Origin of the sequence: Ramlibacter agri (genome assembly GCF_012927085.1) — a bacterium.
In the GTDB taxonomy this organism is placed as follows: Bacteria; Pseudomonadota; Gammaproteobacteria; order Burkholderiales; family Burkholderiaceae_C; genus Ramlibacter; species Ramlibacter agri.
Genome location: NZ_JABBFX010000001.1, coordinates 2,492,962 through 2,516,366, shown reverse-complemented (window position 1 = coordinate 2,516,366; position 23,405 = coordinate 2,492,962). Strand labels below are relative to the sequence as shown.

Annotated in this window: 17 protein-coding genes; 8 read left to right on the top strand and 9 right to left on the bottom strand. The window is 70.7% G+C overall.

From position 1 onward, the window contains the following. The first annotated feature begins 6 nt into the window (after positions 1-6). A complete protein-coding gene (locus HHL11_RS12125) occupies positions 7-1,704 on the top strand; it encodes a hybrid sensor histidine kinase/response regulator (RefSeq protein WP_169418623.1) in 1,698 nt (565 codons plus the stop codon). Positions 1,705-1,731: 27 nt separating this feature from the next. Here HHL11_RS12125 and HHL11_RS12120 read toward each other — a convergent pair whose 3' ends face one another. The 3 genes from HHL11_RS12120 to HHL11_RS34615 form a co-directional block, all read right to left on the bottom strand. Beyond that, the gene (locus HHL11_RS12120; RefSeq protein ID WP_169418622.1) at positions 1,732-2,217 is read right to left on the bottom strand and encodes a hypothetical protein; all 486 of its coding nucleotides are present in this window, start codon (positions 2,215-2,217) and stop codon (positions 1,732-1,734) included. Positions 2,218-2,239: 22 nt separating this feature from the next. After that, a complete protein-coding gene (locus tag HHL11_RS12115) occupies positions 2,240-2,617 on the bottom strand; it encodes a C40 family peptidase (RefSeq protein ID WP_425355195.1) in 378 nt (125 codons plus the stop codon). 201 nt (positions 2,618-2,818) lie between these two features. Beyond that, the gene (locus HHL11_RS34615) at positions 2,819-4,603 is read right to left on the bottom strand and encodes a DUF5666 domain-containing protein (protein WP_169418620.1); all 1,785 of its coding nucleotides are present in this window, start codon (positions 4,601-4,603) and stop codon (positions 2,819-2,821) included. A gap of 142 nt (positions 4,604-4,745) precedes the next feature. Between HHL11_RS34615 and HHL11_RS12105 the strand changes: the two genes are divergently transcribed. Both HHL11_RS12105 and HHL11_RS12100 read left to right on the top strand, forming a co-directional pair. Then, the gene (locus HHL11_RS12105) at positions 4,746-5,642 is read left to right on the top strand and encodes a DUF6502 family protein (protein ID WP_169418619.1); all 897 of its coding nucleotides are present in this window, start codon (positions 4,746-4,748) and stop codon (positions 5,640-5,642) included. After that, positions 5,639-7,084 carry a DUF5666 domain-containing protein gene (locus tag HHL11_RS12100; RefSeq protein WP_169418618.1) on the top strand — a complete coding sequence of 482 codons (1,446 nt, stop codon included), beginning with the start codon at positions 5,639-5,641 and terminating at the stop codon, positions 7,082-7,084. The genes HHL11_RS12105 and HHL11_RS12100 overlap by 4 nt, the downstream gene beginning before the upstream one ends. Positions 7,085-7,136: 52 nt before the next feature. Here the strand turns inward: HHL11_RS12100 and HHL11_RS12095 are convergent, their stop codons facing one another. Further along, positions 7,137-7,583 (bottom strand): HU family DNA-binding protein, encoded by a 447-nt coding sequence (locus HHL11_RS12095; RefSeq protein WP_169418617.1) that lies wholly within the window; start codon positions 7,581-7,583, stop codon positions 7,137-7,139. A gap of 166 nt (positions 7,584-7,749) precedes the next feature. Between HHL11_RS12095 and HHL11_RS12090 the strand changes: the two genes are divergently transcribed. Continuing rightward, positions 7,750-8,022, top strand: coding sequence for an SWIB/MDM2 domain-containing protein (locus HHL11_RS12090; protein ID WP_169418616.1), 273 nt, complete (start codon positions 7,750-7,752; stop codon positions 8,020-8,022). Here the strand turns inward: HHL11_RS12090 and HHL11_RS12085 are convergent. Genes HHL11_RS12085 through HHL11_RS12070 form a run of 4 tightly spaced genes read right to left on the bottom strand, consistent with a single transcriptional unit; the run spans position 8,019 to position 11,368 of the window. Further along, positions 8,019-8,165, bottom strand: coding sequence for a hypothetical protein (locus HHL11_RS12085; protein WP_169418615.1), 147 nt, complete (start codon positions 8,163-8,165; stop codon positions 8,019-8,021). The two genes, HHL11_RS12090 and HHL11_RS12085, sit on opposite strands and share 4 nt — an antisense overlap. After that, a complete protein-coding gene (locus tag HHL11_RS12080) occupies positions 8,162-9,922 on the bottom strand; it encodes an HAL/PAL/TAL family ammonia-lyase (RefSeq protein WP_169418614.1) in 1,761 nt (586 codons plus the stop codon). Before HHL11_RS12080 ends, HHL11_RS12085 begins: the two co-directional genes overlap by 4 nt. After that, complete coding sequence (locus HHL11_RS12075) at positions 9,919-10,962, bottom strand: fatty acid desaturase (RefSeq protein WP_169418613.1); 1,044 nt, start codon at positions 10,960-10,962, stop codon at positions 9,919-9,921. Before HHL11_RS12075 ends, HHL11_RS12080 begins: the two co-directional genes overlap by 4 nt. 16 nt (positions 10,963-10,978) lie before the next feature. Next, on the bottom strand, positions 10,979-11,368 hold the full coding sequence (locus tag HHL11_RS12070; RefSeq protein ID WP_169418612.1) for an ACT domain-containing protein: 390 nt from the start codon (positions 11,366-11,368) through the stop codon (positions 10,979-10,981). 188 nt (positions 11,369-11,556) lie between these two features. Here HHL11_RS12070 and HHL11_RS12065 point away from each other — a divergent pair, with 188 nt between their 5' ends. From HHL11_RS12065 to HHL11_RS12050, 4 genes are read left to right on the top strand one after another with little or no spacing between them, the layout of a single operon-like run. Beyond that, positions 11,557-12,402 (top strand): hypothetical protein, encoded by an 846-nt coding sequence (locus HHL11_RS12065; RefSeq protein WP_169418611.1) that lies wholly within the window; start codon positions 11,557-11,559, stop codon positions 12,400-12,402. A 13-nt stretch (positions 12,403-12,415) separates the two neighbouring features. Beyond that, positions 12,416-14,278 (top strand): AMP-binding protein, encoded by a 1,863-nt coding sequence (locus HHL11_RS12060; protein ID WP_169418610.1) that lies wholly within the window; start codon positions 12,416-12,418, stop codon positions 14,276-14,278. Next, positions 14,275-21,759, top strand: a complete 7,485-nt coding sequence (locus HHL11_RS12055; protein ID WP_169418609.1) for a type I polyketide synthase — start codon at positions 14,275-14,277, stop codon at positions 21,757-21,759. The genes HHL11_RS12060 and HHL11_RS12055 overlap by 4 nt, the downstream gene beginning before the upstream one ends. Next, positions 21,756-22,520: an alpha/beta fold hydrolase gene (locus HHL11_RS12050; protein ID WP_169418608.1), complete on the top strand. Its 765-nt coding sequence runs from the start codon at positions 21,756-21,758 to the stop codon at positions 22,518-22,520. Before HHL11_RS12055 ends, HHL11_RS12050 begins: the two co-directional genes overlap by 4 nt. Here the strand turns inward: HHL11_RS12050 and HHL11_RS12045 are convergent. After that, complete coding sequence (locus HHL11_RS12045) at positions 22,474-23,181, bottom strand: 4'-phosphopantetheinyl transferase family protein (protein ID WP_169418607.1); 708 nt, start codon at positions 23,179-23,181, stop codon at positions 22,474-22,476. The genes HHL11_RS12050 and HHL11_RS12045 overlap by 47 nt on opposite strands. Positions 23,182-23,405 lie beyond the last annotated feature (224 nt).

Sequence of the window (23,405 nt, the reverse complement as noted above, 5' to 3'; positions counted from 1 at the left end):
CCAGCCATGTCGACCGAACACGACGACCCGGACGCGCTGCGGCACGAGCTGCAGGAACTGCGCATCCGCCTGGCCGAGGCGGAGGAGACCCTGTCGGCCATCCAGCAGGGCGACGTCGACGCGCTGGTGGTCGGCAACGACATCTACACGCTGGACTCGTCGCACGCCGCGGCCAACCGGCTGCGGCAGGACGTGCTGGCGCAGATGCAGGATGCCGTCCTGGCTTTCGACGCCGGCGAGCACCTGGTGTTCATGAACCCGGCGGCCGAGAAGCAATACGGCAAGGACGCATCGGCCACCCTGGGACGCCTGAAAGGCGAGGTGTTCACGGAAGTGTGGCCGCGGCAGGGGCCAGGCCGCCAGGCGGCCGACGAAGCGCTGCGCGTGCACGGCGTGTTCCGCGGCAGCCTGGTGCACCGCAATGCCGACGACACGCAGACGCACGTCGAGACGACGATTTCGGTGCTGCACGATCGCGACGGGCAGGAGACCGGTGTCCTCTACGTGATCCGCGACATCACCGAGCGGGTCATCGCCGACCGCGCGCTGGCGCAGACGGCCGCGGCGCTGCAGGATGCCGACCGCAGGAAGGACGAATTCCTGGCCACGCTGGCGCACGAACTGCGCAACCCGCTCGCCCCCATCCGCAATGCGCTGCACATCATGGACCTCGCGCCGGAAGCGCAGGTGCAGGAATCGGCCCGCCGCATCATCGGGCGCCAGCTGGCGCAGCTGGTGCACCTGGTGGACGACCTGCTGGACGTGAGCCGCATCAGCCAGGGCAAGGTGGAACTGCGCATCGAGCTGGCCGACGTGGTGAAAGCCGTGCACGACGCGGTGGAGACGAGCCAGCCCATGATCGCGGCGGGCGGACACGAGCTGGTGCTCGTCCTGCCGCCGCCGCGCACGCTGTTCGTGGACGCCGACGCGACGCGCCTGTGCCAGATCATTGCCAACCTCCTGAACAACGCGGCAAAGTACACCCCCGACGGCGGGCACATCACCGTGACGGCGGCCCGGCAGGACGGCTTCGCGGTGGTCACGGTGGAAGACTCGGGCGTCGGTATCCCGGTGTCGCAGCTGCCGCGCGTGTTCGAAATGTTCGCCCAGGTCGACCGGTCCATGGAACGCTCGCAGGGCGGCCTGGGCATCGGCCTGGCCCTGGTGCGGCAGCTCGTGGAGATGCATGGCGGCCAGGTGGAAGCCGACAGCAGGGGGCCAGGCTCGGGCTCGAAGTTCACGGTGCGCCTGCCGGTGTCCAGCGCGCCGGCGCCGGCGGCTCCGCGCGCGGATGCGCACGCAATGCATGCATCGGACCAAAAGGGCGTGCGGGTGCTGGTGGTGGACGACAATGTGGACGGCGCGGAGACCATGGCGCAGTTCCTGGAACTCCTCGGCTACGAGACTTCCACGGTGCACGACGGGCTGGCCGCCGTCAGCGCCGCAGCCTCGTTCCGGCCGGACGTGGTCATCCTCGACATCGGCTTGCCGCACCTGAACGGGCACGAGGTAGCCAGGCGTATCCGCCAGGCCCCGGGCGGCGGCGAGATGCTGCTGGTGGCGGTGAGCGGCTGGGGCCAGGCCGAAGACCGGCGCAAGTCGAAGGAGGCGGGCTTCGACCGGCACTTCGTCAAGCCGGTGGAACTGGAAGCGCTGATGGAAGTGATGGCATTGGTGCACGCGCCGGGCCGCGGCGGCGAGTGATCCGCCCGCGCCGACCCGCGCGGCGCGCTACCAGCTCCGGCGGTGCCGCTGAAAGCGCGGGCCCCACTTGAACATCAGCGATTGCAGCATCTCCGGGGACCCGGAGGCGGCCTGGACCTTCCACTCTGCGCACCCGGTGCGGCGTTCCCGTTCGATGCCCACCAGGACCCTGCACGCGCAGGCCAGGTACATGGCGACGTCCGTGGGGGCCGAGCGCGCGAAGAGCAGAGCCGGATCGCGCCATTCGGCCGGGCAGTCGGCGAGCCAGGCCGCCAGTTCCCGCCCGGGGGGAAAGTCGCCCTCTTCCATCGCTTGTTCCAGCACCACCGCGATACGCCTTTCGCGGATGAATGCTTCCCAATCCTGCAGGCATTCTTTCGCGTCGGGATCGTTCGCCAGCGTGGCGCGCCACTCGGACAAGTCAGGCGCTCGCCAAGCGAGTTCGATCAGATCCCTGCGCTGGGGAACGTGCGCCTGGACTTCGGCGCTCCACGCGAGAGCGGAGTGGCTCATCGTGGCTCCGTTCTGAAGAACCTCAAGCCCGCCGGAAATCCAGCAGCCGCGTCTTCCAGTACTTCTCCTGGAACTCGTTCAGGCGAACGGTCCCGCCGGTGCTGGGTGCGTGCACGAAGCGCGACTCGCCGGCGTGGATGGCCGCGTGCGTCGGCGAACCGGCGCTGCCGAAGATCACCAGGTCCCCGGCGCGCAAATCGCTCGCGCTGATGGACTGCCCCCAGCGGCTGATCTGGGCGACGGTTCGCGGCGGCGCGATCCGGGACGACTGCCAGTACACGTAGCCGATCAGGCCGCTGCAATCGAACCCGGACTCCGGCGTGTTGCCGCCATAGCGGTAAGGCGTGCCGACCAGGCCCAGGGCGAGGAACGCGGCTTCGCCCGCCTGCTGGTCGGACATCGGTGATGGGTGAGGAAAGGAGGCGTCCTGGCGGTCAAGCCTGGGTGTCGAGGCGCAGCCGGCCAGGCCCGCCAGGGCCAGCCAGCTCGCCCCGGCGAGCCATCCCCGTCTTGCGGCATTCATGCGCGCGATCGTACGCCCCCGAGGACCTGTCAGGAACCCGCCCGGGCTGCGCAGGCCGCGGGCGGTCCCGATGCAGACTCAGAACATCCCGCGGTTGTGGCGGTGGCCATCGTCGTCGCTGTGGCCGCCGCCGTGGTCGTCGTCCAGCAGCAGGCCGAGGTCCAGCACGCGATTGCCATTGCTGATCACCGGGCCGACCACGATCGCGCCGCCCGTGAAGGTGCCGACCGCGATCACCTGGTCACCGGCCGTGATCAGTGTCGGCGTCGTGCCCTTCCTGCCTGGCGTCGTGACGGCGGCCGGGTCGGCACCGACCTTCACGCCATGCACGAAGAACACGGTGGGCGTGCCGCTCACGGTGCTGTTGACCGGCGCCGGGCTGGCGTCCACCGGACCGGCGATCGCCGCCACGGTGGAAGCAGGCAGGATGGTCAGCGACTTCGCCACGAGGGCGGCGCCGGTGCCCTGCTCCGCGACCACGAGCACGGTCTTGGAGACGCTCGCCGCCAGGTAGGCCTGGAAGGTCGTGATGTTGAACGGGTTGGCCGTCGGGTCGCGACGGTCCCAGCCGGCAATCGACAGGTCCTTGAGGCGCGTGCTGGCGTTGACCGTGATGGCCTGGCCAAGCACCGTCAGCGTGAAAGTGGTCGTCGTCGCGCCCGGGACGACATTGAGGGCCTGGCCTTGCAGCGCCAGCTTGGCCTCGCGGGCTTCGTCTTCGACGCTCAAGGTGGTGGCCTGCACGGTGCTGCCGTCGGTGGACAAGGTGCCGGCCACGCGCACTTCGTCCCCCACCTTGGGCAGCGTGGTGCCGGCCGGCAGGCCGGAGGTATCGATCGCCAGCCCCCGCACGACGAAGGTGCTGGTGCCGGTGACGGCAGACACGACGCCTTCGACTTCCACGGTGGCGCCGGCGTCCTCGACGGCCGCCTTGCTGACCTTGCGGGCAAAGTCGGCCACGAGCACGGTGGCGGGCAGGGCCGGTGCCGCGGTGGCTCCGGCGGAGACGACCTCGCCGGTCACGAAGGCGTTGGCGCAGTTCACCTGCACGCCAGCCGCGCGGCAGGCGGCCTTGGAGAGGTCCAGGCGCAGGTTGCCGATGGTGGCAGTGGTGACGGTGGCGGTGCCCGTGCCGGTGGTCGCGACGCTGATCACGCCTTCCACCTTGAAGTTGGCGGGCGAGTTGCCGGCCGGCGCGTCGCTCACCGAGACCAGCGTCGCGACCACGTTGCTGCTGGTGGGGGTCGCGCCGCTGTCGAACAGGAAGCCGTTGACGGTGACGTAGTTGCCCGGCGTCGTCGTCGTGGTGCCCGTGCCGGTGACCGTGGTGGCGACCAGGCCGCTGGCGCTGGTGACCGGCGTGCAGGGCGAGGTGGCCGCCGTGACGCAGGCCCGGCGGTCACTGAAGCCGGTGCCCGAGGTCAGTTGCACCTTCTGGCCCATGACGGTGATCGTGGCGTTCGTGGCGTCGCTGGCGTCGACGAAGCCGCGCGCCAGCGGGTGGGTGTGCAGTTCCTCGGCTTCGGCCTCGGGGTCGTCGTCGCGGCCCTTGTGCTTCACGTCGACCACCATGCCCACCTCGAGGCCGGTGGCGGATGTGCTCACCGCGCCGGTGTCGTCGTCGATCACGCGGGCGCTGTCGGTGTGGAAGCGATGCCCGTTGACGAACACGCTGCCGAACGCCGTGATCACGCCGGACGACATGGTCGACGCGGCCGCCGCCGGAGCCGGCGTGGTGGTGCCGCCGTCGCCGCCGCCACCACCGCCGCCGCCGCAGCCAGCCAGGCCCGCCGCCACGGCGAGCGCCAGGCCGGCCGGCAACAGGTGCCGCGCGGCCCAGGCCGGGAGTTTGGTTTCCTTCATGAGCGATCTCCTGTTGGACGGCGCGGTCCTTCCCGCGTCGGGATGGAGATTACGTGGGAAAAATTTCCATGCAACGAAAGTCGCCGTTACCATCGGCAAAATTGCAGGGGCGTTTGCTTCCACGGCCCTGCAGGCCGCACCCATGCCCCGCAAGCCGAAGATCGTCGCGCTGGAGCCTTCGGCCCGCGCAGCGCCGACCCTGCCGCCCGATGAGGTGGCGCAGGCGGTGGCGGCCGTGCTGCGGCCGATGATCGGACTGCTGTTACGCAGCGGCCTCGACTACCCGCGACTGTCGGGCGAATTGAAGACCCTGTTCATCGAAGAAGCTGTCGTGGAACTCGGACGCGCCGGCCAGGCCACCACCGACTCCGCCATCAGCCTGCTCAGCGGCGTGCACCGCAAGGACGTGCGCAATCGACGCGTGACCGGACGTCCCCCCGGCGCGGCGCGGCCCGTCGCCCTGAGCGCGCGGGTGTTCGCGCGCTGGATCAGCGATGCGGCCTGCGCCGGCGCGGACGGCCGCCCGCGCGCGCTGCCCCGCACCGGCCCCGCGCCTTCCTTCGAGGCGCTGGTGCGCGCCGTCACGCAGGATGTGCATCCGTTCACGGTGCTGCAGGAGCTGATCCGGCTCGGGATCGCCGAAGTGGAGATCCAGGATGGCGGCGAGCTCGTCGTGCCGGCGCACCCCGATTTCGTGCCGCCGGCCGGCTCGCGGGAAGCGCTCGACCTGCTGGCCGCGAACCTCGCGGACCACGCGAACGCGGCCGTCTCCAACGTGCTGGGCGGGCAGCCCACGCTGGAGCAGAGCGTGTTCGCGTCCGGCATCACGGCCGCATCGGCCGAGCGGCTGCAGGCCGTGGCGCGCTCGCTGTGGGCGCGGATGCGCGGCGACCTGATCGAAGCGGCCTCGCGCCTCTACGAAGCCGACCAGGACCGCCCGGACGCGCGCAGCCGCGTGCGCTTCGGCAGCTACTTCTGGTCCGGGCCATGGGAGCCGGCGGCGCCGGATCGCGACACCCCAGGGGATGAAACACCATGAAGCCGATGCATCGCGTGCTGGCGGTCGTGTTCACGCTGCTGCTGCTGTCCTGCGGCGGCGGCGCGGGGATTGGCGGGGCCGACGTCGCAGGCACCGGTGCCGGCGGCGGCGGGGTGGGCACCGGCGGCACGGGCATCGTGGCCGGTACGGTCACGGGCCTGGGCAGCGTGGTGGTGGAAGGCACGCGCTTCGACGACAGCCAGGCCGTGCTGGAAAGCCTGCCGGATCTCGTGCACGCCACATCGCTGGCGCTCTCGGACCTGCACATCGGCCAGTACGCCTATGTCAGTCTCGACGCCGGCGGCACGCCTGCGCGCGTACGCATCGAATCGCAGCTCGTGGGCTTCGCCGCCGCCGTCGATGCGGCCGGGGGTCGCCTCAGCCTCGGGGGCCAGCCGGTGCTGGTGAATGCCGATCCGGGCAGCGGCCCGGTGACCGTTTTCGACGGCTTCACCACCCTGGCCGATGTGCACGCTGGCGACCCGCTGCAGGTCTACGGCGTCCTGCAAGGCGGCGCCGGCGCCGGCGACCAGCTGCGCGCGACGCGCATCGAGAAACTCGCCGCCGCGGGCGTGCTGCCGGCGCGCGTCACGGGCACGCTGCAGCAAGGCAGCGGGTCGACCTTGCTGCTGGCAGGCCGGCCACTGGACGTGTCCGGCGCCGTGGGCGTGCCGACGCTGAGCCCCGGCACGGCGGTGATCGCCATCGTGCCCTGGACGACCCAACTGCCGGCGAGCTGGCAGGCCACCGCCGTGGCGCTGCTGGCGCCGGCTGCGACTTCCTCGCTGCGCGTGAGCGGCGCCGTGCACGTGCTGGCCGGCAACCATGCCGTGGTGCAGGGCGTGGACGTGGACCTGTCGGCGCTGCCGCAGGCGCAGCGCGATGCAGTGCGCGAAGGCAGCTACCTCACGGTGGAGGGCCGCGCGCCCGGCGACGACGGCCGGCGGCTCGATGCGGCGCGCGTGGAGACGCTGGCGCCGGGAGGACGCAGCGCGCAGTTGCGCGGCTCCATCACGACCGTCACCGGCACGACGAGCTTCGTCGTGCGCGGGCAGGCCGTCGATGCGTCGACGGCAACTTTCGATGGCGCAAGCGCGGCTGGGCTCACCGTCGGCACCTTCGTCGAGGTGGAAGGTGTGCAGCGGGCCGACGGCGTGATGGCGCGCAAGGTCACGATCCCCGGCGCCACGCCGGACCGGGCGGTGCTGGAACTCTCCGGCACGATCCAGGCGGTCGATGCGGCGAGCCGCGTGGCGCGCCTGCTGGCGCGCGACGGCCGTGTCCTGGAGCTCGTCCTGCCGGCCGGCAAGGCGCTGCCCGCCGTCGGTGCCGCAGTCAGTGCGGAGGGGTATTGGGACGGAACCCGGCTGCAGGTGCGCGAGCTGGAGCCGGACGACTCCGGCGGAGGTGGCGGAGATCACGGCGGCGGGAACGGCCGCTGAAGAATGAAAAACGGCCGCTCGCGGCGGCCGTTCCCTTACCGATCGAGCCCGCTCAGAGCGCTGCGTCCTTCAGCTTCTTGAGGGGACGCACCTTCAGCTTCACCGTCGCCGGCTTGGCCTTGAAGACAGTCTCTTCCTTGGTGAACGGGTTGATGCCCTTGCGCGCCTTCTTCGCAGGCACGGACACCGCGGTCACCTTCAGCAGACCGGGCAGCACGAATGCGCCAGCGCCCTTCTTGTTGACGGAAGCCAGCACGGTCCCTTCCAGAGCGGACAGGACGGCCTTGACCGCCTTCGGTTCGACGCCGGCGGACTGCGCCAGGTGGTTCACCAGGCCGGTCTTGTTCAGGGACTCCTTGATCGGCTTCATCGTGCCGGCCGCAGGCTTCGCGACAGCGCGGGACGCCTTCGGGGCGGCGGTCTTGGCGACCTTCTTCGGAGCGGCGGTCTGGGTCGCCTTCTTCGGAGCGGCCGCCTTGGTCTTCTTTGCAGTTGCCATGTTGAGTGATGCTTGTTGATGCCCCGGCAATCCCGGGGTACCGCGATTCTAGTGAAGCGCGCCGACGTTTTCGAGCGAACTCGCCGCGCGGATACAAACTCGTCTCAAGCCCTGCAGCAACCAGGCCGGGTGCGAGTATGCTGCCCACTTTGCCCAGAGTAAGTGCATGACGCAAGCCGAAACAAGCAGCAAGAACTCCGCCTTCATGAAGGCGCTGAAGCCGAGCCCCGAGCTGGCGGCCGTGATCGGCCCCGAACCCCTGCCGCGCACGGAGGCGACGAAGCGCCTGTGGGAGTACATCAAGGCGCACAACCTGCAGAACCCCGCCAACAAGCGCAACATCCTCTGCGACGACAAGCTGCTGGCGGTGATGGGCAAGCGTGAGGTCACCATGTTCGAGATGACCGGCTTGATGGGCAAGCACCTGCGCGCAGCCTAGGAGACCCCACCGCGCGCCGTGCAGATGTCCTGCAAGCCATCGGAGGCGCTCGACGATCCGCACAGGCCGACAACCGTCACCGCGATCCAGAGGATCCAGGCCAGGCGCCGGCGTGTGATGCCCCTTCGGATCGAAGTCATCATGGGTGCTCCTCGCTGGGGAACGTTGTCCCCGTCCGCCTCTGCAGGAAGGCGCCGCTGCGCACGAGCCTGATGGCGAGCCGGATGTCCTCCTGCATGACGCGGTCCCGTTCGACGGGTTCCCATCCGCTCTTGCGCAGGACGTCGCGGACCGCCGCGCCGCCACGTCCCGGCTTTCCCCCGTCACCCGGTCCGGTGGACGTCCGCAAATGCAGGCCCTGGGCCGCGCAAAGGAGCTCGAGGGCGACGACGGTCTCGGCGTTCCTCAGGACCTTCCGGGCGTGCAGGGCGGCGTTGAGGCTCATGCTCACGTGATCCTCCTGGTTGCCGGAGGAAGGGATGGAATCCACGCTGTCCGGGTGCGCGAGCACCTTGCAGTCCGAGACCAGGGCAGCGGCGGTCGCCTGCAGCATCATCAGGCCTGAGTTGAGCCCCGCGGTCTGCCGCGGCTCCGCGATGAGGAAACGGTTGCCCGCCTGCTCGGGGAACCGTTGCGCCGGCAGCTCGCAAAGTGTGAACATCCGCCGCTCCGACAGGCTCGCCACCTCGGTGGCCGCGATGGCCAGAAAGTCCATGGCCAGGGCGATGGGCTCACCGTGGAAATTGCCGCCGGACACCGCCTTGTAGTCGCGCGCCAGCGCGGGGAACACCAGCGGGTTGTCGGTGGCCGCGTTCAGGTCCATCTCCACCCACCGGCGGGCCAGCGCCAGCGTGTCCTCCGCGGTGCCGAGCACCTGCGGCGCGCAACGGACGCAGTAAGGGTCCTGCGGCGGGACCCGCTGCGGGTCCGTGTGGAGATCGCCCGGGTCCGCGAGCTCGCTGCCTTCCAGGTAGCCGAGGATGTTGCGCGCCGCCCGCCCTGCGGCTTCATGCCCGCGCGCCTCGTGCACTTGCGGAAAGAAGGGGTCGCGGAAGCCGCCGATGCATTCCACGCACGCGGCGACGGCGAGTTCCGCGTTCGCCAGCAGGTTGGCCATGTCGCGCACGACGAGCGCGGCAAGCGCGGCCGAGACCGTGGCTCCATTCAGCAGGGCGAGGGCTTCCTTGGCACGCAGCGCGATCTGGCCGCCGGCCTCCCGCATCGCCTGTGCACCCGGCACCCGCTGCCAGACGCTTTGCGTGCCGCTCTCGTAGTCCTCGTCGATGTGCAGCCGGTCGACCGCTGCGCCCGGCAGCGCAGCGCAGCGGACGAAGGCCTCGCCGTCGGTGGCGTCCACCGGGGCGTCGCCGCTTCCGGCAGCAGGCGGCGCGGTCATCATCAGCGCGATGTGGGCCAGCGGCGCGAGGTCGCCGCTGGCACCCAGCGAACCTTGCTCCGGAACCGCGGGGTAGACGCCGGCATTGAGCATGGCGACGAGTTTGGCAACCAGTTCCGGCCGCACGCCGGAGAAACCCTGCGCCAGGGATTGCGCACGCACCAGCAGGGTGGCGCGCACTGCTTCCTCGGGCAGCCAGGCGCCGACTCCCACGCAGTGGCTGGCAATGAGGTTGCGCCCCAGGACCTCCGTCAGGTGAGGGCTGCCCAGCGTGCTGCGGCCCGCCTGGGCCCCGAATCCGGTGTTGATGCCGTAGTAGGCGCGGTGGCTGGAGCCGCCGGCCACGTCCCGCACGACCTGTTCGACCCACTGCGCGCTGCGCTGCATCCTTGCGACGGCTTCAGGGCCCAGGGGCGCGACGGCCACATGCTGCCTGGCAACCCGCACCACGTCGTCGACGGTGAGGCGGCTGCCCAGGGTGACGGGGTGCGTGCTTGCCGTCATGGCAGTCGCGCGACGCGCTGGCGGAGCATCGCCACCACCTCGTCCTCGGAGCGCGGCCGGTCCGGCCAGGGCACGTAGTGCCGGGCGAGCGCGCGGTAGTCGCGGCCCATCAGCAGGAAGAAGATGTCGTTGCTGCTGATGCCACGGAACACGAGGTGATCCGCTGCGCGATAGGCGTCGATCTCATCGCGGAACGATTGCGGCCACAAGTGGTTGGGCAGTCCCGGATGCCGGTGGTGCGTCGCGTGGTAGCCCTCGTTGTAGCTCGCCCGGGTGTTGAACGGGCTGTCGACGATCGTGTACGCGTTGCCCAGCGGGTCGCCGGGGCAATCCGGGTTGATGAAGGCGTGCTCGGTCCAGTTGTTGGCGCGGTTGGCGGCCTGCACGAAAACATAGGGCACCGCGACGAGCAGCAGCGCCGCGACCCAGTCCACCCACAGCATCCCGAGGAACAGCGCAGCGAAAAGCAGCTGGCCGGCATGGAAGCGCCGCACCGCGCGCGGGCTGCCGCGGCTGCGCAGCATGCGTGACAGGCCGGCCGCGCCGGTCCGGCCCGCCAGGAAGCGGCCGATGTAGCGCCCCAGTTCGCCCCAGCTGTCACGCTGGTAAGGCATGGTGCAACTGAGGTCGCGCGGGCCGTTGTCGTGCGCGTGGTGGTTGACGACGTGCTCCGTGGCAAACAGGAAGGGCGGCTCGCCCAGCCAGGGCGACACCAGCCAGGTGGGCATCACGTCGAGGAAGCGCCAGGGCCGGCGCCACAACCGGCGGTGGCTGAGCATGTGCATGAACAGGCCCAGGGTCTCGCCTTGCACGAGGATGGCCAGGTAGACCAGCAGTACCGCCCACCAGGAGCGATGGAACAGCGCCCAGGCCGCGAAGGCGGCGCTGAGCGCCAGCACCGCGAAGCGCCGCACCATGAACGCGTCCTCCGGATACTGCAGCGCGCGCGCCAGCCATGCGTCGATGCGTGCAAGCCGGCGCGAGCGTGGCCGCTCGGAGTCGCTGCGGGACAGCACAAGGGCTTCGGGCTCTGCCAGCACCGTCGTTCCTTTCCGCTCAGGCCATGAGGTCCCGCACAGCATGGCCCGCGGCGCGCAGGGAGGCAAGCGCGCGCTCCAGGTCCGCTTGCGCGACGAACACGAAGTCGGCGCTCCAGACGGACACGAGGAAAAGGCTGATGCCCGCCGCGGCGATCGGCGCGCTCACCGTGGCCACGACGCCCACGGCATCGAGGCTGAACTCGCCGTCGACTTCCAGGCAGCGCAAACCGCCTTGCGCCGTGCATCCGGGCGGCACACAGGAAGCTTCGGCGATCACGCTCCACTCGCGCGCGCTGCGGCTCACGCAGTGGAACCGTCCCCGTGCCCAGTCGGGGCGCGGGGCGTCCGGCGCCAGCTTCGCCAGCGCATACATCTCCGTATGTAAGAGCAGTTGCAATGAACTCATGGAAGGTGTGCTGGAGCAGACGCAGGGCTCGCACGTCGCGCGCTGCTAGCGTGCACGGGCCCGGCCTGCGCGGCTAGAGGGCGCACCCTCCCTGCGACAGCGGGCCGTCCCGCGCGAAGCGGCGGGCCGGGCGCGCCTTGACCCGTCACCACTGCAAAGATATACCTGTTGCAGGGAGGGACTCCGCCATGACTACGACAACATGGGCTGGACCCGAGGCCGGCGAGTCGGGCACCGAAGGACTCGGTCGCGCCATCGAGCACGCGATCGAGCGTTCGCCCAACCACGACCTCTTGCAGCGGCGGCTGGAGGGCATCCGCGGCACGGAAGAACTGGTCTGCTTCCTGCACCGCTTCCTGCACTTCAACGACGCCCTCGCCGCGCGCGTGCCTTTCCTGGCGGGGCTGATCCACCTGCATCCCGAACTGTTCGCGGACCCGGCGGACGTGGAGGAGTTCTGCCGCCGCCGGAATGCCTGCCTCTCCGCCTATGTCGCGGAGGCGGCGAACGACGAGTACCGCATGACCGCGGCGGGCAACCTGGTCCACCAGCGGTTGTCGCAGCTGTTCTTCAAGGCCGTCCTGGGTCACTACGCGCTGCGCGGCCCCGACTTCGACCGGGCGCATCCGCTGCCGCAGTCCGTCGCGATGCTGCTGGACGAGGCCCGCACCCTCTTCTTCGCCGACGCGCGGCTGGAGACCGTCTGCCGCGCCATCGGCTTCCACGTCGGGCTGGAGTTCTATGCCGACCAGGAATTCAATCTCGTCGACAACTTCCTGCGCCACCAGCACGAGGGACTCGTGGCGGCCCTCTCGGCCAAGTTCGACGGCGAGCCGGCGGCCTACCTGTGGATGTCGCTCCACACCGTGGTGGAGATCGGCCACTACCGCGCAGGGCTCGCCGCGGTGGCGGACGCCGTGCGCTTCTGCGTGCCGCGCGACATGGCGCCGCGCGTCCAGGAGTGGATCCTGGAAGGCCTCGCGGCGTTCGCCGACCTGCAGCGGCGCTTCTACGAGTGCGTGCTGCCCGGCTAGGCAGGAGCTCACCATGCTGACGCAGTTGCTGGCTCGCGCGGTCCGACGGAACCCGGACAAGGCTGCGGTCGTGCAGGGTTCGCGCCGGATCGGCTACGGCGCCCTGGAAGCGGAAGTCGCACGCTGTGCAGCCGGCTTCGCGGCGCTCGGCGTCGGGGCGGGCGACGGCGTGGCGCTCGCGCTGGCGAACGCGCCCGAATTCATCGTGGGCCTGCTGGCCGTCGCGCGGCTGCACGGCATCGTGCTGCCGCTCAATCCGCAGTTCCGGCAGGACGAGATGGTCCGCCTGCTGCGCGATACGGCGCCGCTCGTGCTGGTCGCCGATGCGACCAGCCTTCCCGTTTGCCGGGATGCGGCGCAGCACATGGGAAACATGCACCTGATCGGCGTGCGGCTCGGCGACGAACTGCCGGACTTCGCAGCGCTCGGCCTCGGGCTTCCCGCCGTGGCGCCGCCCGAGGAAGCCTGGGACGGCCCTGCGCTGTGGCTCTCCACGTCGGGGACGACCGACAGCTACAAGCGCGTGTGCTGCACCCAGCGCAACCTGTACTCCGAGGCCGTGAACTTCGTCGAGACGATGGCGCTGTCGGCGGACGACACCATCCTGTGCACCATCCCGCTGTACCACTCCTACGGCATCGGCAACGCCTTGCTGGACGCCCTCTACCTTGGCGCCACGCTGGTGATGCCCGAGTTGCCGCCCGACCCGGTCGAGCCCCCTTTTGCCAGCCGCGTTGCGCAGGTGCTGGAGCTGGTGGCCCGCGAGCGCGTGCGCTTCTGGCCCGGCGTACCCCACCAGTTCCGCGTGCTTGCCGCGTCGCCGCTGCATGCGGCCGGCGATCTCGACCCCGTGCGCCTGTGCGTTTCGTCCGGGGACGTGCTGCCGCGCGCCACCTTCGAGGCGTTCCGCGAACGCTGGGGGCTGCCAGTGCGCTCGCTGTATGGGTCCACCGAGGCCGGCTCCATCGCGATCGACCGCCGACCGGATGCGCAAGTGCAGTTCGGCACGCTGGGCCAGCCGCTGAAGAACGTGGAGATCGAGATCCGCAACCCGGACGGCACCCTCCTCACCGCGGGCGAGACCGGCGCGATCTGGGTGCGCAGCCCCGTCATCCCGCCCACCCTCTACGACAACCGGCCCGCGGTGAATGCGCGGGTGTTCCGGGACGGCTTCTACGACACGGGCGACGTCGGAAGCGTCGACGCGCAGGGTTTCCTGGCGCTCACTGGCCGCCAGCAGGCGTTCGTGAACGTGGGCGGCTACAAGGTGGACGTCGCGGAAGTGGAGGAAGTGCTGCAGTCCTGCCCGGGCGTGAGCGAGGCCGCGGCCCTCGGCGTCGAGGTCCCCGCGATGGGAACGCTCGTCAAGGCGGTGATCGTCGCGAGCCACGCATGCACGAACGCGCAGGTGCGCAAGCACTGCCAGGAGCGGCTGGCCTTCTTCAAGGTCCCCCGGCTGATCGAGCGCCGCGACGCCCTGCCGCGCAGCCCGGTGGGCAAGGTGCTGAAGTCCGAGCTGGGCGACGTCTCCGACTACCTCGCCCGCCTTTCGCAGGGAGCGGCCGCCCGCCTGGCGCAGCGCTGGCCCTATGCGCTCCCGGGGCGCCGGCAGGCCATGCTGGAAGACCTGGTCGGACTGCAGCTGGCGGACGTGCTGAACCGGCCCGCCGCGGGGATCCCCCGCAACACCGGCTTCGTGGACCTCGGCCTGGATTCGCTCGGCGCGATCGAGCTGCGCGGGCGCCTCGAGTACCTGCTCGCGCGCAAGCTGCCGGAGACGCTCACCTTCGACCACCCCACCGTGCGCGCGGTTGCGGCGCACCTTCTCGCCCAGCAAGCCGCTCCGTACGACCGGGGCAGGGAGAACGCACCATGAGCCCAGGAGCGTTGCGCGCCGAGCCGATCGCGATCGTCGGCATGGCCTGCCGGTACCCCGGCGGCCGGACGCCCCAGGAGTTCTGGGAGTTCCTCCTCGCGCGCGGGGACGGCACCGGCGAGATCCCGCCGGAACGCTGGGACATGGCGGCCTACTACGACGCCGACCCCGAGGTCCCCGGCAAGATGTACGTGCGGCGCGGCGCCTTCCTCGGCGACTTCGACCTCTTCGCGCCCGCCTTCTTCGGCATCTCGCCGCGCGAAGCACAGTTCATGGACCCGCAGCAGCGCCTTCTGCTGGAGGTGCATTGGGAAGCGCTGGAGAACGCGGGCGTCGTCCCGGAACGGCTCGCCGAGCGGCAGGTGGGCGTCTTCGTCGGCATCGGCACCACCGACTATGGCGACCTGCAGGCGACGCTGGGGTCGACGGCCGCGGACGCCTACAACGGCACGGGCGGCTCGCACGCGGCCGCCGCCGGCCGGCTGTCCTATGTGCTGGGCGTGCGCGGCCCGTCGCTCGCCGTCGACACGGCGTGTTCCGCCTCGCTGGTCAGCGCGCACCTGGCCGTGACGAGCCTGCGCAGCGGCGAAAGCGACCTGGCGCTCGCTTCGGGCGTGTCCATCAACTTCTCGCCCGACGTCTTCGTCAGCCTGTGCAAGGCGCGCATGCTCGCGCCGGACGGCCGCTGCAAGACCTTCGACGCGCGCGCGAACGGCTATGTGCGGGGCGAAGGCTGCGGCGTGCTGGTGCTGAAGCGCTACGCCGACGCGCTGGCGGACGGCGACAACGTCCTCGCGCTGATCCGCGGCAGCGCCACGAACCACAACGGCCACACCAGCGGCCTGACGGTGCCCAGCGGCCCCGCGCAACAGGAGGTGGTGCGCAGGGCCCTGCGCGACGCCGGCGTCCGCCCCGAGGAAGTCAACTACCTGGAAGCGCACGGCACCGGCACGGCGGTGGGCGACCCGATCGAGCTGAATGCGCTGGGCGCCGTGTTCGCCGGCCGCCAGGATCCCCTCCTGGTCGGATCGGTGAAGACGAATACCGGCCACCTGGAATGGGCGGCCGGCGTGTGCGGCCTCACCAAGCTCGTGATGTCGATGCAGGATGGACGCATCCCGCCCAACCTGCACTTCGAGCAGCCGAACCCGATGGTGGACTGGACGAAGCTGCCGCTGCGCGTCGTGCAGGAGGAGACCCGTTGGCCGGCAGGGCCGCGCATCGGCGGCGTCAGCTCCTTCGGCTTCGGCGGCAGCAACGCGCACATGGTGCTGGAAGCCGCGCCGCCGCTGCCGGCCCGCGAAGTCGCCAGCGAGCGGCCGCTCCACCTGCTGAGCCTCTCGGCCAAGTCGGAAACGGCGCTGCGCGAGGTGGCGCAGCGCATGGCCGCCGCCCTGCGTCCCTGCCCGCCGGCGGAGTTTCCGGATTTCGCCTTCACGGCCAACGCGGCCCGTTCGCACTTCGCGTTCCGTCTCGCAACAGTGGCCGCGAGCGCGGCAGAGGCTGCGGAGCAACTCACCGATTTCGTGGACGGCAAGCCGGCGCCCGCGCTGGCGCTGGCGCATGCGCCCGAACGCGGACCGCAGCTCGCGATGCTGTTCACCGGCCAGGGCTCCCAGTTCCCGGGCATGGGGCGCGAGCTGTACGAAACGCACCCGCCCTTCCGGCGCGCCATGGACGATTGCGACGCCGTGCTGCGCGGGCTGCTCGAAGTCCCGCTGCTGCAGGTGCTGTACGGCGACACCGGGCCGGCGGAGGAATCGCTGGTCCACCAGACGGCCTACACGCAGCCGGCCCTCTTCGCGCTGGAATGGTCGCTCGCCACGCTCTGGCGTTCCTGGGGCGTGGAGCCGGACGTGGTGCTGGGACACAGCGTCGGCGAGTACGTGGCGGCGGCCGTCGCCGGCGTGTTCGGGTGGGAAGAAGGCCTGCGGCTGATTGCGGAACGGGCCCGCCTGATGCAGTCGCTGCCGCGCACGGGCGCGATGCTCGCGGTGCGCGCCGACGAACAGCGCGTCCAATCGCACATCGAGCCCTGGTCCGACCGCGTCGCGATCGCCACGCTGAACAGCCCCATGGACCTGGTCGTATCCGGCGAACGTGCTGCGGTCGAGGCGCTGGGCCAGCAACTCACGGCAGAAGGGGTGGCGGTGCGGCCCTTGAAGGTGTCGCACGCCTTCCACTCGCCGTTGATGGCGCCTATCCTGGAACAGTTCGAGCGCGCGGCATCGGCCGTCACTATGGCATCGCCGCGCATTCCCTTGATCTCGAACCTCACGGGCGAATTGGCAGGCGATGCGGTTCGCGATCCGCACTACTGGACACGGCATCTCCGGGAAGCGGTGCGCTTCGGCGCTGGGCTGCAGACGGCGCTTGCGCTTGGATGCGAGGCCTTCCTGGAGCTCGGACCCAACCCGGTGCTCTCGACGCTGGGACGCATGGCCGGCGCGCCCGAGGGCACGCTCTGGCTGGAAAGCCTCAACGCGAAGAAGTCCGACTGGCGCCAGCTGCTCGAGACGCTGGGCCGGCTGCACCTGGCCGGCGCATCCATCGATTTCGCGGCCTTCGACAGCGCTTACCCGCGGCGCAAGCGCCTGTTGCCCAACTATCCCCTGGAGCGCCAGCGCTACTGGTTTCCCGGCGTCGCGGGCGCGCAGGGCCATGCTTCCCTGCGGCCCCTGGTCGACACGATGGTGCAGTCGCCGCTGGTTCGCGAGACCATCGTCGAGACGGTGTTCGACACGCGCAGCCTGCCCTTCCTCGCCGACCACAAGGTGGCGGACGAAGTCGTCGTGCCCGGGGCAGCGTACCTGGCCATGCTGGCCAGCGCCGCGGACGTGATGGGCTGGCGCGGCTGCCGGCTCGAGCAGGTGTTCTTCCTGAACCCGCTGGCGCTCGGCGAGCCGGCCCGGCGCACCGTGCAAGCCGTGCTGTCGCCCGAGGGCGAACAAGCGTTCACCTTCGACATCGTGAGCCTGCCCGCCGCCGGCAGCGAGGCGGCGGTCAAGCATGCGAGCGGGCGCCTGGTTGCCGCCAGCGCACCCGGCGATCCCGTGCGGGTGGAAGCGATCGAAGGACGCTGCCCGCGGGTGCTGCCCACCGAGGAACTGTTCGCGGCCATCGCCGAACACGGGGTCGACTTGGGACCCGCGTTCCGTTGGGTCCAGTCCCTGCGCGTCGGCGATCGCGAGGCAGTCGCCACGCTGGCCGCCCCGCCCGCCACGGGACCGCTGCAAGGCCACGCTTTCCATCCCGCACTGCTCGATGCCTGCTTCCAGGTCGCCAGCGCGACGCTGTCCGATGCGGGTGCCGAGATGCAGTTGCCGTTCGCGATCCGGTCCTTGACGGTCGGCGCGCAAGCGGGCGCGGGCCCATGGCATTGCCACGCGGTGCGCGTCGCTGACAGCACCTGGGACATGCGCTTGACGGATGCGGCCGGCGCCGTGCTCGCGGCCTTCGAGGGCTTCGAGCTGCGCCGCGTGCCGCAACAGGCCTTGCAGCAGCGCCGGCTCGCCGACTGGTTCTACCGCCCGGAGTGGGTTGCGCAGCCCCCAGCTCCCTCCCCCGAGACCGCGCAGCTGCGAACGTGGCTCGTCGTGGGCGCTGCCGCCGACGTGGCGGGGCGACTGGCGACCGCGTTGCGGCTCCAGGGCCTGCACGTCGTGCTTGCCGCGGCCGTCCAGGCCGACGACCTGCGACGGCTGGGCAGTGCGAGCGGTGCGGGCACCATCGGCGTGGTGGACGCATCCGCGCTTCCGGGCGACCCGAAAGCGCCAGCCCTCCCCGCGCAGGCGGAGGCGACGTGCGTGGCGCATCTGCATGCCACGCAAGCGGTGCTGGCCAGCGGCGTCGCGGCGCGCCTGTTCACCGTCACGGCGGGGGCGCAACCGGTGCAGGACAGCGAAGCGCCCGACCCGGCGCAGGCTGCGCTGTGGGGCATGACGCGCGCGCTCATCCTCGAATGCCCCGACCTGCGGGCGACGGCGATCGACCTGGAGAGCGGCGAGCTGGCGGCCACCGAGCTCGATGCACTGCTCGCCGAACTGGCGCAGCCGCCGGGCGAGGCGCAGGTGGCGTTCCGGGCCGGGACGCGCTACGTGGCGCGACTGGCGCGCGCGCGCGACACGCTCGCGCCCACGGCCGGCGCACCGTTCCGCCTGCAGCTGGCCGAATACGGCAGCCCGGACCAACTGCGGGTGGTGCCGCAGGCGCGACGCGCGCCGGGGCCCTCGCAGGTGGAGATCGAGGTGCGGGCCGTTGCGCTCAATTTCCGCGACGTCCTGATGTCGCTCGGCCTGCTGAAGGAGTTCTACGCGGAGCGCTTCGGCATCACGCGCGCCTCCGACATCCAGCTCGGGTTCGACTGCGCCGGCGTCGTGACTGCCGTGGGCGAAGGCGTCCTCACGCTGAAGGTCGGCGACGAGGTCATGGCTGCCGCCCCCGGATCGTTCGCCAGCCATGTGGTCGCCTACGAACAGGTCACGGTGCGCAAGCCGCCAGGCCTGGACTTCACCGCGGCCTCCGCCGTCCCGAGCGTGTTTTGCACGGCGTGGCACGCCCTGGTCGACCTCGCGGGCGTGAAGCGGGGCGAACGCGTGCTGGTCCACGCCGCTGCCGGCGGCGTGGGGATGGCGGCGCTGCAGGTCGCGCTCGCCGCGGGCGCCGAAGTGTTCGCGACCGCCAGTCCCTCGAAGTGGGAGGCGCTGCGTGCGATGGGCGTGCAGCACCTGATGAATTCCCGCGACACCGGATTCGCGGACGAGGTGCTTCGCGCGACGCGCGGCGAAGGCGTGCACGTGGTGCTGAACAGCCTCAATGGCGCGGCGATCGAAGCAAGCTTCCGCTGCCTCAAGCTGGGAGGCAGCTTCGTGGAGATCGGCAAGATCGGCATCCTGACGGCCGAACAGGCGGCGGCGCTGCGGCCCGATGCGGCGTACCACACGTTCGACCTCGGCGAACTGCCGGGCGCCGACCCCGATGCGTTCCATGCCATGCTGGACCACCTCCGCACGCAGTTCGAGCGTGGCGAGCTCACCGCCCTGCCGCAGGTGGTCTATCCGCTGCAGCAAGCCGTGGAGGCGTACCGGTACATGCAGCAGGCGCGGCAGGTGGGCAAGGTGGTCCTGCGCTTCCCGCAGCAGCAGCCGCGCCGCCTGCGGCCCGATGCGAGCTATCTCGTGACGGGCGGGCTCGGCGGGCTCGGGCTCAAGGTGGCGCAGCAGCTGGTGGCACAAGGCGCGCGGCACGTCGTGCTGGCCGGCCGCAGCGCCCCGCGGCCGGAAGCGGAAGCCGCCGTCGCGCAGATGCGCGAGACGGGAGCGCAGGTGATGGTGCTGGCCGCGGACGTGGCCGAACCGGAGCACGTCCAGCGGCTGCTCGCCGCCTGCGCGGGCATGGCGCCGCTCGCGGGCATCGTGCATGCGGCGGGCGTGCTGCGCATCGAGCTGGTGGCGCAGCAGACGCCTGCGACCTTCGCCGAAGTGATGGCGGCCAAGGTCCGCGGCGCGTGGAACCTGCACCAGGCCACGCGCACCATGGCGCTGGACCATTTCGTGTGCTTCTCGTCCATGGCCGCTCTCGTGGGCTCGCCAGGACAGAGCAACTACGCCGCAGCCAACGCCTTCCTCGATGCGCTGGTGCACTCGCGTCGCAGCCAGGGGCTCGCCGGCCTCGCGATCGACTGGGGGCCGTGGGCCGAGGTCGGCATGGCCGCGGACATCGACATGAGCCGCGCCGGGATCGACCGGCTGGACGCCGCGGGCGGCCTTGCCGCCGTGCAGGGGCTGATGGCGCTGGACCCGGACCTCGCGCCGGCGCAGCTCGGCGTGCTGCGCGTGCGCTGGGACGTGTTCCGCGAAGCCGGCATGCCGGCGGACTACGCGAGCTTCGTAAGCCAACTGGCGCGCCAGGCGGGGGCGGCGGGCACTAAGCAATCCGACATCCTGCAGCAACTGGGCCAGGCCGACGACTCGCAACGGCCTGCGCTGGTTGCGGCCCACATTCGCGCGACTCTCGCCACGGTGCTGGGCCTGGCTGCGGACCATGCCATCGCGCCGGAGACGCCCTGGATCGACCTGGGCCTGGACTCGCTGATGATGGTCGAGATCAAGAACCGGCTGGAACGCTCGCTGCGGGTGAGCCTGCCGGTCGAACTGATGATGGCCAACGTGAGCCTCGCCGCGATCGCGAACCATGTTCTCGCCAAGCTGCCGGCGCAGGTGGCCGAGGCGCAGCAGCCGGCGCCGGCCACCGCAACGGCCGATGCGTCGAACCCGGACGAAACCGTCTGGAACGAGATCCTGGCGCGCGTGGAAGCCATTCCGCAGGCGTTCCGGACCGCGAGCGAGCAACGCGGACGGCAGGTGCTGGTGGACGGGCGCTGGCGGACCGACTTCGCGTCCTGCAACTACCTGGGCCTGGACCTGCATGCGGAGGTGATGGCGGCAGTGCCGCCGGCGCTGCAGCAGTGGGGGACGCATCCGAGCTGGACGCGGGCTGTCGCCTCGCCGGCGCCGTACGCCGAACTCGAAGGCGAACTGGCGCGGATGGTGGGTGCGCCGGACACATTGGTCTTCCCCTCCATCTCGCTGCTGCACCTGGGCGTACTGCCGACGCTGGCCGGCTTCGACGGCATCATCCTGAAGGATGCAGCGGCGCACCACTCGATCCAGGAAGCCTGCCTGCGCGCGCGCTCCGATGGCGTGGAATGGCAGGCCTTCGGCCACAACGATGCGGAGGACCTCGCCGGCAAGCTCGCCCGCCAGCCGCCGGGTCGCACCAAGGTCATCGCCACCGACGGCGCCTATTCCATGGGTGGCGCCTACCCGCCGCTCGCGGAGTACGCGCGGCTCGCCAGGAAGCACAACGCCGTCGTCTATGTCGACGACGCGCATGGCTTCGGCATCCTGGGCGAAGCTCCGGACGCGGCAATGCCTTACGGGCACGGCGGCAACGGCATGCTGCGGCACATGGGCCTGGACTGCGTGGCCGACCGCATCGTCTACGTCGCGGGCCTGTCGAAGGCCTTCTCTTCGTACGCGGCGTTCGTCACCTGCACCGACGCCCGCGAGAAGCTGAAGCTGCAGACTTCCGGGCCGTACGTCTTCTCGGGTCCCACCTCCACGGCCAGCCTCGCGACCGCGCTCGCCGGCTTGCGGCAGAACCGCATCGACGGCGAGGCCAGGCGCGCGCGGATCCTGCAGCTCACGCGCCAGCTGGTGCAAGGCGCGCGCGGCCTGGGCTTCGAGGTGGACAACGAGGGCGACTTCCCGATCGTGGGCGTGGTGATGGGCCACTGGGAGGCGATGCAGCGAGGATGCCGCACCCTTTGGGAGCACGACATCCTCATCACGCCGGCGACGTATCCCGCCGTGCCCGAGAACCGGAACCTCGTGCGCTTCTCGCTCACGGCCGCCAACACCGACGCCGAAGTGGCGCGTGCGCTCGCCGCCTTGCGCGCAGTGCACGAATCGGCGCCGTGAGCGTGCGCATCTTCACCAGCCAGCCGGGCGCCGGACCGCCGCGGCTGCGGGTGCTGTGCTTCGCCCATGCGGGCGCCGGTGCGGCCATCTTCCGCACCTGGCCCGAGCACCTGCCGGCCGGCATCGAACTCGCCTGCCCGAGCCTGCCGGGCCGCGATGCGCGCGCGATGGAAGCGCCGCTGTCCGACATGCAGGCGCTGGTCGCCGACGTGGCCGGGACGGTGTTGCCGCTGCTGGACTTGCCGTATTGCCTGTACGGCCACAGCCTCGGCGCGTTCGTCGCCTTCGACCTGGCGCATGAACTCGCCAGGCAAGGCGCACCGCGGCCACTGCACCTGTTCGTGGGCGCGCAGCGCGCCCCGCGCCTGCCGCATTCGCAGGAGCCGATCTACCAGCTGCCGGACGCGGCCTTTCTCGACGGCGTGCGCAGCCGCCACGATGCACTGCCCGCGGCGCTGCTGGCGGACGCGGGGATGCGGAGCTATCTCACGCGCCTGCTCCGCGCCGACTTCACGCTGGTCGAGGCGTACCGCCATGCCGCGCGCGAGCCGCTCTCGTGCGGCATCACCGTCTTCGGAGGCAGGGAGGACACGGCGGTTCCGCCTGCTCTCCTCGCGGGCTGGGCCGAAGAAACCACCGCCCCTTGCGAGACCGTGCTGCTTCCGGGCGGCCACTTCTTCTTCCGCAGCCACGCCGCTGCGTTCTTCGCGGAGTTCAGGCCGCGCCTGGCAGGCGCCATGCCTGCAGGAGCGCTTCCGTAGCGGGGCCGGTGGCCAGCACGATCGCCGCCCGGGCAATGCCTTCGTGCACGGAACTGCAGCCTGCGACTTCGCCGCGCGAATCCACCGCGCCGGGCGGGCGGATCACGAAGCGCCCGGATTCCCAGTTGACCGCGACGTCCGCATCGGCGAAGCCTAGCCGCCGCCGCAGCAACGGGAACTGGCACTTGAACCACGCTTCCTTCGCGCAGAACAGGACGGCGGCGCGGGCCTGGCGCGCGTCATGGCTCACGGCCTCGACCTGCCCCCTCTCGCGACCGGAAAGCACCAGCGGCTCCAGTCCCCTGTGGAAGCGGCCGACCGCTTCCATGTCGATGCCGATGCCTCGCACATCGCCTCGCGACGCAACCGCAACGGCCACCCGGCCCGCTCCATGGGTGATGCAACCGGTCGTGGCCGGCGGCCACGCTGGCACCCCATCCCCGTCTGCTCCGATGGACCCGTGTCCCGGGTCCAGTGCGGCCAAGGCTCGATGCGCGAGCAGGCGGCCCGCTGCGAACTCGCGCCTGCGCTTCTCGGTGGCGCGCAGCACGAGCGCCGCCTCGGCTCCAGCAACGGTCTCTCCGAGCTTCGCGATGGAGTCTTCGAGAACGGCAGTTGAAACAGGCAGCAACTGGAGAAACGACCCGTAGTGCGATTCCATGGAAGCAGATCGTCCTAAGTTTTTGATCGTTCGCGAATACTCCGAGGTGCTCACGCACGCTCGTTCCGACGGAAGGGAACAGAACGCGCGGTTTGGCCATCCCACCCCTCTTGACATCAACTTTACGCAGGATCAATCTTGAGTTACTAGACCTATTACAGGTTGGGACCACTGGATTGGGAGTTCAAGAACAAAAGTAAAGCACCGTATCCAGTAACGGTTTC